General features: G+C 65.1%; 13 protein-coding genes. 11 read left to right on the top strand and 2 right to left on the bottom strand.

Annotation, left to right across the window (positions count from 1 at the left end):
* Positions 1–625 precede the first annotated feature (625 nt).
* Positions 626–1,249, bottom strand: coding sequence for an SOS response-associated peptidase (locus HCU64_RS25035; protein ID WP_233387207.1), 624 nt, complete (start codon positions 1,247–1,249; stop codon positions 626–628).
* 53 nt (positions 1,250–1,302) lie between these two features.
* Here HCU64_RS25035 and HCU64_RS25030 point away from each other — a divergent pair, with 53 nt between their 5' ends.
* Positions 1,303–1,434: a ribbon-helix-helix domain-containing protein gene (locus HCU64_RS25030; RefSeq protein WP_233387206.1), complete on the top strand. Its 132-nt coding sequence runs from the start codon at positions 1,303–1,305 to the stop codon at positions 1,432–1,434.
* 76 nt (positions 1,435–1,510) lie between these two features.
* On the opposite strand, the gene HCU64_RS25025 is transcribed toward HCU64_RS25030, so the two are convergent.
* Positions 1,511–1,771 carry a DUF6894 family protein gene (locus HCU64_RS25025; RefSeq protein WP_233387205.1) on the bottom strand — a complete coding sequence of 87 codons (261 nt, stop codon included), beginning with the start codon at positions 1,769–1,771 and terminating at the stop codon, positions 1,511–1,513.
* A 1,095-nt stretch (positions 1,772–2,866) separates the two neighbouring features.
* Between HCU64_RS25025 and HCU64_RS25020 the strand changes: the two genes are divergently transcribed.
* From HCU64_RS25020 to HCU64_RS24975, 10 genes are all read left to right on the top strand, one after another.
* Positions 2,867–3,844 carry an STAS domain-containing protein gene (locus HCU64_RS25020; RefSeq protein ID WP_233387204.1) on the top strand — a complete coding sequence of 326 codons (978 nt, stop codon included), beginning with the start codon at positions 2,867–2,869 and terminating at the stop codon, positions 3,842–3,844.
* 4 nt (positions 3,845–3,848) lie between these two features.
* Entirely contained in the window at positions 3,849–4,247 is a 399-nt protein-coding gene (locus HCU64_RS25015; protein ID WP_233387203.1) for an STAS domain-containing protein, read from the top strand.
* Positions 4,228–4,632: an anti-sigma regulatory factor gene (locus HCU64_RS25010; RefSeq protein ID WP_183504914.1), complete on the top strand. Its 405-nt coding sequence runs from the start codon at positions 4,228–4,230 to the stop codon at positions 4,630–4,632. Before HCU64_RS25015 ends, HCU64_RS25010 begins: the two co-directional genes overlap by 20 nt.
* 2 nt (positions 4,633–4,634) lie before the next feature.
* Complete coding sequence (locus HCU64_RS25005; RefSeq protein WP_233387202.1) at positions 4,635–5,639, top strand: ATP-binding protein; 1,005 nt, start codon at positions 4,635–4,637, stop codon at positions 5,637–5,639.
* Entirely contained in the window at positions 5,636–7,534 is a 1,899-nt protein-coding gene (locus HCU64_RS25000) for an ATP-binding protein (RefSeq protein ID WP_233387201.1), read from the top strand. Before HCU64_RS25005 ends, HCU64_RS25000 begins: the two co-directional genes overlap by 4 nt.
* Before the next feature lie 841 nt (positions 7,535–8,375).
* On the top strand, positions 8,376–9,467 hold the full coding sequence (locus tag HCU64_RS24995; protein ID WP_233387200.1) for a YeiH family protein: 1,092 nt from the start codon (positions 8,376–8,378) through the stop codon (positions 9,465–9,467).
* A gap of 40 nt (positions 9,468–9,507) precedes the next feature.
* Positions 9,508–9,645, top strand: a complete 138-nt coding sequence (locus tag HCU64_RS24990; protein ID WP_233387199.1) for a hypothetical protein — start codon at positions 9,508–9,510, stop codon at positions 9,643–9,645.
* A 49-nt stretch (positions 9,646–9,694) separates the two neighbouring features.
* Positions 9,695–10,921 (top strand): molybdopterin-dependent oxidoreductase, encoded by a 1,227-nt coding sequence (locus HCU64_RS24985; protein WP_233387198.1) that lies wholly within the window; start codon positions 9,695–9,697, stop codon positions 10,919–10,921.
* 14 nt (positions 10,922–10,935) lie between these two features.
* A complete protein-coding gene (locus HCU64_RS24980; protein ID WP_233387196.1) occupies positions 10,936–11,268 on the top strand; it encodes a cytochrome c in 333 nt (110 codons plus the stop codon).
* 75 nt (positions 11,269–11,343) lie between these two features.
* A partial coding sequence (locus tag HCU64_RS24975) for a molybdopterin-dependent oxidoreductase (RefSeq protein ID WP_233387194.1) occupies positions 11,344–11,604 on the top strand: 261 nt, incomplete at its 3' end.

The following is an 11,604-nucleotide window of genomic DNA, read 5'->3' as shown; positions in this document are numbered from 1 at the left end:
GCAGGCAGCTGAAGCCACGCGCAAGGCTGCAGCGCAGGGCGCCCTCTATGCCGCACTGGCCTTGCTAATTGGTGCAGCCGCCGCGTTCTTCAGCGGTCGCGCTGGGGCAGTAAACCCCACCCTTACGTCCACGCCCGGCGCGAGCCGGCGCAGCTGAGTGAGACAGCGAGCAGAGTGGCGGCCAGCCACTCTGCTCATGCCGTGCGACCCTCACTGGAGAGCAGGACGGTTATCAATTCGAAACTCACGGCCGAGCGTATCGGGTCAGGTCTGCGTCTTTGGGCCTGGGTCGCCTATCACCACGACGGTGAATGGTGGGATGGGTCCAGAGCGATGTTCTCGTCGCGCGAAGCGGCGCTCCGCATCGGCACTCAGATCCTGGTCTGGAAAACTCGTGTGACCAGGCGCGTGACCCTGCACTGACAGGATCAGCTCGGACAGCTCGCCTGGCTTGTTGCGCGCTTGGCGGCGGTTCGGGCCTTTTCGTCAGCTTCGTCCAGGGCGCGATCGGCGGGTTCTCGCGCTTCATCGACAAGACCGGACCTCGGCGGTCCGCTGGCGGGCGCAACATCGTCATCGCCTGAGTGGTCACGCTTCCTGCGGCGGCTGCGATCTCCGCAAGCTGCTATGCCGTCACATGGCTGCTCTCGGCCGGCATTAGGATCTCGGTTCCGGCCGAGCCGTCGAGCCAAGCGTCGATCTGCTTGCCGTCGAGGATCACCGGCATGCGGTCGTGATACGGCCCCATCCAATCCGATGGCTCTGTGACGACCATCGTGCAGGACAGCATCTCCTCGCCCTCGGGATCGCGCCAACGGTCCCAGAGCCCCGCGATCGCCAATACGGGCGCATCGTCGCTGGCCGTGAAGAGATGGGGCCGCTTGTCACCCTTCTCGCCGGTCCATTCGTAGAAGCCGCTCGCGGGAATGATGCAGCGCCGCTTCTTGAAGGCGTCGCGGAACATGGGCTTCTCGGCCACAGTCTCGGCGCGGGCGTTGAACGTCGCCGGCACGCTCTTTAGCGGCTTCTTCCACCATACCGGGACGAGCCCCCAGCGCATCGGAACGATCTCGCGTCCCTGCTCGCCCTGGCGGACCGCCGCGACAGTCGTGGTCGGCGCGATGTTGTAGCGGGCGCGCAGGTTTCCGCGCGGGCCGATGATGCTCATCGCCTCATGGACCTGGGCCCAGGTCGGGTATTGGGTGAAGTGTCCGGAAATTGGGGCAGTCTGAGCCTGCGAGTTTGTCATGGCCACGGATCATCGGCCAGCCATCCACGGTTGGATGGCCTAAGGAGAGCCCCATGTCCGCGACCACGATCACCCTGACGCCGGAAATCAGCGAGGCGATCGACCGCTTCATCGCCGGGCAAGAGCCGAAGCCGAGCCGAGACGAAGCCGTCAACGCGGCGCTCGGCGACTGGCTATCTCATTAAGGCGCAATGCCGTTCGTCGATTGCCCGCCCGAGGTCGAAGCAAAGGGCGAGTGCGAGTGATGAGAGGCTTTCGGCCCTATTGAGCCGGCTCTTCCACATCCCCTAACCATAGGCCGGCAAACGCCAGCGTCGCCGTGTAGACCGTGACGTTGCTCTCGTTGCGCACGACCACGGTGTAAGCCTGCTGATCGCCGTCTTTTGGGATCTCGTTACTGGCGATCTGCGGCAGCGTTTCCATCGCTAGCCGGCGGATGGCGGCTGCGTCTGCGCACTTTTCACCATCGTCGTCGCGCATCAGCTTGCGACCATCGTGAATATCAAAGAAATAGCGAGCCATCTTGCCCTCAAACGTCAGGGCGGAAGTCCGCGTACTCCCAAGCGCCGACGCCCGAGCTTGCCGGCCGGCGATGGCTTTCAATGGCGGAAAAGCTCTGAGGTTCCTGGGTATCGTCGTTGCAAACCACAAACATGCCGCTGAGCTGGCTCGCGTCTGTTGGGCTAAAAAAATCCCTGCAGCATGTAGACAGCGCCACACGCGATGGTCGCAGCCCAAACGACAGTCACACCAGCTGCGGCGGCCAACAGAATACCGATCGACAAAGAATTCACTCGTTGCCGCCGGTGCTCACAGTGCGCATCATTTGGACATAGCGTCCGACGCTGCCGACAAACATCAGCAGCGCTCCGCACGGTGGGGGTCGAGAAGCGCACGAAAAAGCCCGCCGCGGCGAGCCGGGCGGGTTGAAGCCGTTGATGGACGAAATGTTAGTTCGAGTTGCCGCCACCACCTCCACTACCCTGAGGCACCGCCCGTTCGGGCTGGTTTGCGTTACCAGCCGCCGCTGAGTCCGATTGGAAAGTATCTGCTCCCGTTGAACCGCGCGGCACAGTCACATCGACCTCGCCCCCTGTATTATTTTGTCCACCGATGTTCGCACCAGTGGTCGAAGGAGAATTTGATCCGATCGGCTGATGTCCTAGGGGAAGCGTGGATTGTACCATAACGGGCGATGCGAACGCAACAACGCCCGCTAGAGCAAGGCTGAACTTGGTCATGTAAATCCTGACAGATAATGAGCAGGTAGAACCATCGGCAGCCGCCAAATATCCCAGAACTTTTCGGGCATTGTGCCGCGGCTCGGCTTGCCACACCAAATGCCCAACTCGATTTTCATTGAGATGGGCTAAACGCGCAATTCGGCGCTGGCCGCGTCATCATTCATGCCGATTCCTAGATCTTGAAGCGCGGATAGCAAAATGCTTCAGAATTGGATTTTCGCCAGGAGGCCCACGTGGCCATCGTCTGCTCGCGCCGCGCGATGATGCGATGGCGCCCGGAAATCCCGGAGGGATCAGGAGCCGGCCTCTAACGGCGTTGCACGGCGGGTTACATCCCCGCACGGGCGATCCGTTCCGCTGGATCGAACAGGCCATGGACAACTGCCTCGCGCCGACCCGGGGCACGGCGATGGCGCCTATCGAAGGCGCCCCGGGCAGTCTAAAGGCTTCTAACGAGTACAAGGATAAGCTGATGACGATGGACGGCGCCGAGGTCCTGGCCGGGACAGTCACCCGGGACGAGACCGCGATTCTGGACGCTTGGCTCGCGGGCCTGCGCGCCGGTGCCTCGCTCCAGAGCGGACGCATCCGCGAGGCCGAGCTCCAGACGCAGGCAAAGAGCGTGCTCGCCCAGTTCAAGGACGCGCTCGCCGAAGGCGGCCCCGACGCGGACGGCGAGGCCTACGCCTCGCTGCGCGAGACCCTTGCAGAGATCTCGCGCTCGCGTGCGATCCAGGGCTTCACCCCTACCGACACCGCTAACTTCGTCTTCGCGCTCAAGGAGCCGATCTTCGAAGCGCTCCGGCGTGCTATCGGGTCGGACACACCCGCCCTGGCGGCGGGGATCGTGGCCGCGGGCAAGGTGCTGGACCAGCTCGGACTGCACACCACGGAGGTGTTCCTGGCGAGCCGCGAGGAGGTCATCGGGCGCCAGGGGCAGGAGATCGCCGAGCTGTCGACGCCGGTCGTCCGGCTCTGGGACGGCATCCTCGCTTTGCCGCTGATCGGCACCCTCGACAGCGCCCGAACCGGCGTCGTGATGGAGAACCTGCTCCAGGCCATCGTCGACGAGGAGGCCGAGATCGCCATCATCGACATCACCGGCGTGCCGACGGTCGACACCCTGGTGGCCCAGCATCTTCTAAAAACCGTCGCCGCCGCGCGGCTGATGGGAGCCGATTGCATCGTCTCCGGCATCCGGCCTCAGATAGCCCAGACCATGGTTCATCTCGGGGTCGAGCTAAACGTCGTCTCGAAGGCGACGCTGGCCGACGCCTTCGCCGTCGCCCTCAAGCAGACCGGCCGCAGGGTTGTCCGCCAGCAAGCGGTTCCGGCCGTCGAGCGGCGCTGAGCCGATGGACCGCATCCCAATCCTCAAGCTCGGTGGCGCGCTGATCGTCACCATCCAGGTCGACATGCACGACCGTCTCGCGCTAGCGCTGGAGGAAGACCTCACGGCGATGATCGCGCGCACCGGCGCGCGAGGCGTCCTCATCGAGATTTCCGCATTGGAAATCGTCGATTCCTTCATCGGCCGCATGCTGGTCAGCATCGCCGCCGTCTCCCGCATGCTGGACGCCGAGACGGTCGTTGCCGGAATGCGGCCGGCGGTCGCCATCACGCTGGTCGAGCTCGGCCTGGAGCTCACCGGCATCAAGACGGCCCTCAACGTCGAGCGCGGGATGACGCTGATCCAGGCCCGGCTGTCCGAGGATCACGACCGAGGGAGCGACCTTGAAGGTCTCGAAGACTGAGACCTTGCCCGTACGCTCCGGCGACGACGTCGTCCGCGTCAGGCAGCGGGTAAGGACGCTCGCCGTCGAGATCGGCCTCGGGCTCGTCGACCAAACCAAGATCGTGACCGCGGCGAGCGAACTCGCGCGCAACACCCTCGACTACGGCGGGGGCGGGGACGTCCGCGCGGAGATCGTCCAGGCCGGCATCCGAAAGGGCCTGCGCCTGACTTTCGAGGACCGGGGGCCGGGGATCGCCGACATCGAGCAAGCACTGACCGACCGCTTCACCACGGGACGCGGGATGGGTCTCGGCCTGGGCGGAGCAAAGCGGCTCTCCAACGAGTTCCACATCGAGTCGACGCCCGGGACAGGCACGCGCGTGACCATCGCGCGCTGGAAGTAACCATGGACCGGGTCACCGTCACAGAGGCGAGCCAGGTAGCGGAGGCCCGTCGACGCGCCGTCGCCGCGGCGCTGTCCATCGGCTTCGACGAAACGGCGTGCGGCCGCGCTGCCATCGTCGTGACCGAACTCGCTACCAATGTCGTCAAGTACGGCGTGCCCGGCGAGATCCTTGTCGGCATCTACGAAGACGGCACCGGAACGGGTCTGGAGATCCTCGCGCTCGACAAGGGCGCGGGCTTCCCAGATCTTGGCGCGGCTTTGCGGGACGGCCATTCCACCGGCGGGAGCGGCGGCGAGGGTCTCGGCGCGGTGAAACGGCTCTCGAACGCGTTCGACATTGTCTCGCGACCTGGATCGGGGACGGCCGTGCTGGTGCGGCTCTCCGGTGCCCGAGGTGCCCGATCGGATCCATCGGACGCCTTGCCGGCCTTCAGCGCGGTCACGGTGCCGTTGAAGGGCGAGACCGCCAACGGAGACGCCTACGCCGTCCATGAACGGGTCGATGGCTGGACGGCCATCGTGGCGGACGGGCTCGGCCACGGCCCCGACGCCGCGAAGGCGTCGGAAGAGGCCATGCGGCTGTTCCGCCGCCATCACGACAAGAGCCCCACCGAGATCCTCGTCGCCGTGCATGCGGGGCTGTCGCACACGCGCGGCGGCGCCGTGTCCGTCGCACGCCACGCCAGGGACACCGGAACCCTAACGTTCGCCGGGATCGGAAACGTCGCGGGCGCTGTGGTCTCCGGACCGGTGATCAAGCGCACGGTCAGCCTCGCCGGTACGGCCGGTCACGCGGCCCGCCGCATCCAGGAATTCGAGTATCCGATGCAGTCCCACGACCTGTTCGTGCTCTGCTCGGACGGCATCGCGACCGGATGGCACCTCGACGGCTATCCTGGCCTGGCCGCCGCCCACCCGGCGCTCGTCGCCGGGGTGATCTTCCGCGACTTCGCCCGCGCCCGCGACGACGCCACCGTGCTCGTGGTTCGGGGGGACGCGCCATGAAATGGACGCTGCTCACCAGCCCCATCGAGCACGAGGACGACATCGTCACGGTCCGTCAGCGCGTGCGACGTCTGGCCGAGCGCCTCGGCTTTGCGCTCCAGGACCAGACGCGCATCGCCACGGCGGTCTCCGAGATTGCGCGGAATGCCTACGCGTATGCCGGCGGCGGCCGCATAGAATACGGCCTCGACGAGGCCCACGCCGGCCAGTCTCTGGTGATCCGAGTCAGCGACAGGGGTCCCGGCATCCCCCATCTCGAAGACATCCTAGAGGGTCGCTACCGCTCATCGACCGGCCTCGGCATCGGGATCACCGGCTCACGCCGCCTCATGGACCGCTTCGAGATCGAGGCCGCGGGAGGCAACGGTACCGTCGTGACCTTCGGCAAAAAGCTCCCGTCGGGAAGCGAAATCTTCAGCGCCAAGAGGCTCGCAGGCCTCGCCGAGGATGTCGCCCGCGCCCGCACCGAAGAGCCGCTCGTCGCGCTGCGCGACCAGAACCGCGAGCTGATGCAGAGCCTCGCCGCGCTCGCCGAGCGCCAGGAGGAGGCGCAGCGCCTCAACCAAGAGCTTGCCGAGACGAACCGGGGGGTGGTCGCGCTTCACGCTGAGCTGGAGGCGCAGGCCGCGCTGCTGAAGGATGCAGGAGCCCTGCTGGAAACCCAGGTCGCCGCACGAACCGCCGAGCTCGCCGAAGCCAATGCTCGTCTCCTCGCGGAGGCGGCCGAGCGTGAACGCATGGAGCGGGACCTGCGGCAGGCGCAGAAGCTCGAAGCCGTCGGGCAGCTGACCGGCGGCGTCGCGCACGACTTCAACAACCTGCTGACCGTCATCAAGTCCTCGACCGATCTACTCAAGCGGCCGGACCTCGAACCGGAGCGACACACGCGCTATGTCAAAGCCATCTCCGATACCGTGGACAGGGCTGCCAAACTGACCGGGCAGCTCCTCGCCTTCGCCCGGCGCCAAGCGCTCAAGCCCGAAGTTTTCGCGGTCTGCGACAGTGTTCGCGCGCTTACCGACATGATGGGGACTCTCACAGGCGCCCGCATCCGGATTGAGACGGATCTGCCCAAGAAGACCTGCTATGTCCATGCCGACCAGAACCAGTTCGATACGGCGCTGGTCAACATGGCCATCAACGCGCGCGACGCGATGGATGGCGAGGGGCTACTTACGATCCGCGTGCGTCCCGCCGAACGCATGCCCAAGGCCGCTTCGGACGATGCCGTCGAGGGGCCCTTCGTCGCGGTGTCGATCAGCGACACGGGCGCCGGCATCCCGCCGGAGCAGGTGCAGCACATCTTCGAACCGTTCTTCACCACCAAGGGCGTCGGCCACGGCACCGGCCTGGGGCTGAGTCAAGTGTTCGGCTTCGCCAAGCAATCAGGCGGCGAGGTCACGGTCGAGAGCGAGGTCGAACGGGGCACCACCTTCACGCTCTTCCTGCCGCGCGTGGCCGAGGAGGAACGCGCCGTCGAGAGCCAGCCGGATGCACTGATGGACGGCCATGGCACTTGCGTGCTCGTGGTCGAGGACAACGCAGAGGTGGGCACCTTCGCGGTACAGACGCTGGCCGACCTCGGTTACGTGACCGTTCTCGCGAGCAGCCCGAAGGAAGCGCTGGACGAGCTGGCGAGAGACGCTGACCGGTTCGACGTGGTGTTCTCGGACGTAGTGATGCCGGGCATGAACGGCGTCGAGCTGGCCCACCGGATCCGCGAGGAGCACCAAGACCTTCCCGTGCTGCTGGCCTCCGGCTACAGCCACGTACTGGCCGAGAACGGCAGCCATGGGTTTGAGCTGCTGCATAAGCCGTACTCGATCGAACAGCTCTCGCGCCTTCTGCGCAAGGTCGAGAACTGGAAGCGCCGCAAGCGCATCCTGGGGGTTTAGCGGGCGACGACAGCGAAGCCCGTCAGTCGAAGGACCAGACGAGCCGCACCGTCGTGAGCGGCAGACCGCAAGATCGGTGACGGCGATATCAGGTAGGCGGTGGACGGCCTCGATCCAAACGTTCTTGAAATAGGCTTCCCGAGTTAGGCCGGTCTTGGCCCGGAAAACGCGCGCGAATTGGCGCGGAGTCATCCCCGCCCGGACGGTAAAATGGTCCTCGGCCGGGCGGGCGGTCCAACGCCGCACCTCCTGCAGGGCAGGTCGGCCGTTCAGGACTGCCCCTTTAGCGGCTGAACTACATCTGCCGCCGCCCCGCTTGAACAACATAACGAACTGGGACGCGACCCACCGTGCGACCTTGGCGTCCAGATCCACTTCTACAAGCGCCAGGGCGAAGAGGAATGCGCCGCTTTAAATCGAGCCATAGCATTGAGAGCGCCCGGCGAGGCCGCCGAGCCCCGCCATTCCATCATTGGCTTGCCAGAGCCTATGTCCGTTTCAGAGCAGGTATTCGACATGTCGGAACGACCGGGTTGGGCGCGCAGCGGTCGCCACGTTCTGGCCGAAAGCGGAACGGCTGCTTTGGCGGATAGAAAACAGATTGCGGACATTGCCAGCGCGTCATCGGCGTCCGGGATTAGCAAGTCCTGATCTGCAATTTGTGCGAGCGTCGCGGAATACACGGCGCTCAAGCGCCAATCGATCCAATACGCGCGGCAGACCAAGCTGAGACCGAAGCGCCCCATCTTTCGATCATTAAGGCAGATCGAAACGATCAAAACATTCTGTTGGAAAGAACGAACGCAGAGGCCGAGTTTGGATGGGCAGATCGGAGCCATCCATGACCGCGCCCAGACGAGCAGACCCCTTTCATACGCTTCGCCACGCCACCCAGCGGATCCTCCCTGGCTTCGGCTTGTGTATCGTCGTCACTGCTGCAGCGCTCGGCTTGGAGGCGGCAGAGGGTCACCTGTTTGGCCGGGCTTGGCTGGAGGCGCTCGTGCTGGCGATCCTGCTCGGCACCGCGCTGCGCACTGCCTGGACGCCTCCAGAGCGCTTCTTTCCCGGCATTGCGTTCGGTGCGAAGACGGTACTGGAGATCGCTGTCGTTCTGCTCGGTGCTTCGCTGAGCCTTGGGACGCTTCTGGCGGCAGGCCCCGGCCTGCTCGTCGGTATCGCCGCGGTCGTGGCGCTTGCTATCGCCGCCAGCTACGGTATCGGCCGGGCGCTCGGGCTGCACCATCGCCTTGCGATCCTCGTCGCCTGCGGGAACTCCATCTGCGGCAATTCTGCCATCGCCGCAGCCGCGCCGGTGATCGGCGCGGACGGAGAGGACGTCGCGTCGTCCATCGCCTTCACGGCTGTCCTCGGCGTCCTCGTCGTTCTCGGCCTGCCGCTGCTCGTACCGCTCTTCGGCCTTTCGCCGATGCAATACGGCGTGCTCGCGGGGCTGACGGTCTACGCGGTGCCGCAGGTTCTGGCAGCGACGGCTCCGGTCGCCGCCTTGAGTGTTCAGGTCGGTACGCTGGTCAAGTTGGTGCGTGTCCTCATGCTCGGCCCGGTGGTGCTGGCGCTCTCGCTCGGCGCGAGCCGGCTCCGTGAAGAGGCGGACGTCCCCGCTCCGCATTTCACCGCCGGCGAACGCCCGCAGAAGGGACGCGTCGCCATTCACCACCTCGTACCATGGTTCATCCTCGCCTTCCTCGGTCTCGCTGGACTGCGCTCGGCAGGCCTGATTCCGCAGGCCGCGCTCTCTCCAATCGCAGAGATCGCCAACATCCTCACGATCGTCTCGATGGCTGCCCTCGGACTCGGCGTGGATGTCCGTAGCGTCGTCGGCGCGGGTCCACGCGTCACGATCGCCGTCGTGGCCTCCCTGGTCGCCCTGACCGGAGCGAGCCTTGGCCTGATCCGGCTACTCGGGATCGCATGAGGAACACCCACCGTTGCACTCGAACATAGGAGTTTCAGTCGTGAACAGCCGTCAGACCATCAAAACAACCGACAATGCCCGCGAGGGCGAAACGAGCGGCCGTATGCGCTGGGTCCTGGTCTGGACGTTAATCCTTTCCGTCGTGGCTATCGGCATCGCGTGGCTGACCATCGTTTGAGCAGCGCGACCGCTCGCCAGAATTCATGAAGTAAAGGGAGGAGACATTGATGAGACGATCGTTCGAAACGCGGCTGAATCGGCGCGCGGTGATCGGAGGCATCGGCTTCGGCGGACTTGCCGCTTCTTTCCCAGCTTGGGCCGCTGGCTCGGTCAAGCTGCCGCTGCCCGGCGGCCCGGATGAGCGCCAGCTCACAACGGCCTTTCCGGGCAAGGGCGAGATGATCCTGCAGCGGACTCACCCGCCGCTATTGGAGACGCCGTTCGAGGTGTTCGACCAGGGCGTGTTCACACCCAACGACCGCTTCTTCGTGCGCTGGCACTGGGCCTCGATCCCAACCGAGATCGACGCCGACGCCTTCCGGCTGAAGGTGCATGGCGCGGTCGAGCGCGAGCTGTCTTTGTCGCTGAACGACATCGCAGAGCTCCCGCGCTTCGAGATTGCGGCGGTCAACCAGTGCTCGGGCAACTCGCGCGGACTCTTCGAGCCGCGCGTTCCCGGTGCTCAGTGGGCGAACGGCGCGATGGGCAATGCGCTCTGGACCGGCGTCAAGCTCAAGGACGTGCTCGACAAGGCAGGTGTGATGTCAGACGCCATAGAGGTCCGGTTCGATGGTCTCGATGCTCCGGTCGTCGACGAAGCGCCGGACTTCAAGAAGTCGCTCGACGTCGCCCATGCCCAGGATGGCGAAGTGATGATCGCCTACGCCATGAACGGCGAGCAGTTGCCGATCCTGCATGGCTTCCCATTGCGCCTGATCGTGCCGGGCTGGTTTTCGACCTACTGGATGAAGATGCTGTCCGACATCGAGGTGCTCGACAAGCCGGACGAGAACTACTGGATGAAGACCGCCTATCGCATCCCCGACACACCCGGCGCCAACGTGAAGCCCGGCGAGAAGGGTTTTCCGACGGTGCCGATCAACAGCATGGTACCGCGCTCGTTCCTGACGAACCTCAAGGCCGGCCAGCGCGTGGCGGCTGGCAGCCCGATCGCGTTGCGCGGCATCGCGCTCGGTGGCGATTGCGGGGTGAAGTCGGTGGAGTTTTCCTCGGACGGTGGCAAGAACTGGTTCCCAACGCAGCTCGGGAAGGACGAGGGCCCCTACAGCTTCCGTCGCTTCGACGGCTCGCTGCCGTCGCTCGCAGCAGGCTCGGTCGAGGTGAAGGTCCGCTGCACCAACACCAAGGGTGTGGTGCAGCCGGACGCGGCGGTCTGGAATCCCGGCGGCTTCATGCGCAATCCCATCGAAACCGTCGCGATCACGGTCGCCTGAGAGGAGGATCAGATATGGGACGCATACTCCTCGCCGCCATCATCGCGATCGGCGCTGCTCCGGCATTTGCCGAAGGGCAAGCACCCAAGCCGATGACCTTCACCTCACAGAAGATCGAGCTGCCGCAGAGTGAGCGGATGTTTCCAGGCGGTCCCAAGGCCGAGGCGATCAACAACAACTGCCTCGCCTGCCACTCGGCCGGCATGGTTCTGACACAGCCCAAGCTGACCAAGGCGCAATGGACGGAGACCGTGAACAAGATGGCGAAGGTTTATCACGCGCCGGTCGCGCCGGAGGATTCGGCAGCGATCATCGACTACCTCACGAACCTCAAGCCGCAACCGTGATTGCCATCCGCTCGGGGACCATTGGGCCCCGAGCGCGTTTCATGCGGAAGCCCCTGCCTCACACCGGGAACGTGCATGAACCTTTCGGAGCGCAAGAAACATCTCATCGTTCACGGCGAGGCGCCCTACAACGCCGAGCCGGCGCTCGACCGCCTGCGGGCGGCCTTCCGAACGGATGCCGACGACTTCTACGTGCGCAGTCACGGCAACCTGCCCGAGATCGATGGAGGCTCGTATCGGCTCGCGATCCGTGGGTCGGTCTCGACACCACTCGACTTATCGATCGCCGATCTCAAGGCGCGCTTCGACATCGTGACGGTGACAGCGGTGATGCAG

The sequence above is a fragment of the Methylobacterium sp. C25 genome, assembly GCF_021352225.1.
Taxonomy (GTDB): Bacteria; Pseudomonadota; Alphaproteobacteria; order Rhizobiales; family Beijerinckiaceae; genus Methylobacterium.
Note: the sequence above shows the minus strand (reverse complement) of the source record. Positions and strands in the feature narration are given on the sequence as shown.

Bases quoted from the DNA above. Each gene is read 5' to 3' on its own strand.
- HCU64_RS25000 (WP_233387201.1), top strand. From the start codon at position 5,636: ATGAAATGGACGCTGCTCACCAGCCCCATCGAGCACGAGGACGACATC.
- HCU64_RS25025 (WP_233387205.1), bottom strand. From the start codon at position 1,771: ATGGCTCGCTATTTCTTTGATATTCACGATGGTCGCAAGCTGATGCGC.
- HCU64_RS25005 (WP_233387202.1), top strand. From the start codon at position 4,635: ATGGACCGGGTCACCGTCACAGAGGCGAGCCAGGTAGCGGAGGCCCGT.
- HCU64_RS24980 (WP_233387196.1), top strand. From the start codon at position 10,936: ATGGGACGCATACTCCTCGCCGCCATCATCGCGATCGGCGCTGCTCCG.
- HCU64_RS24985 (WP_233387198.1), top strand. From the start codon at position 9,695: ATGAGACGATCGTTCGAAACGCGGCTGAATCGGCGCGCGGTGATCGGA.
- HCU64_RS25030 (WP_233387206.1), top strand. From the start codon at position 1,303: ATGTCCGCGACCACGATCACCCTGACGCCGGAAATCAGCGAGGCGATC.
- HCU64_RS24995 (WP_233387200.1), top strand. From the start codon at position 8,376: ATGACCGCGCCCAGACGAGCAGACCCCTTTCATACGCTTCGCCACGCC.
- HCU64_RS25015 (WP_233387203.1), top strand. From the start codon at position 3,849: ATGGACCGCATCCCAATCCTCAAGCTCGGTGGCGCGCTGATCGTCACC.
- HCU64_RS25035 (WP_233387207.1), bottom strand. From the start codon at position 1,249: ATGACAAACTCGCAGGCTCAGACTGCCCCAATTTCCGGACACTTCACC.
- HCU64_RS25020 (WP_233387204.1), top strand. From the start codon at position 2,867: ATGGACAACTGCCTCGCGCCGACCCGGGGCACGGCGATGGCGCCTATC.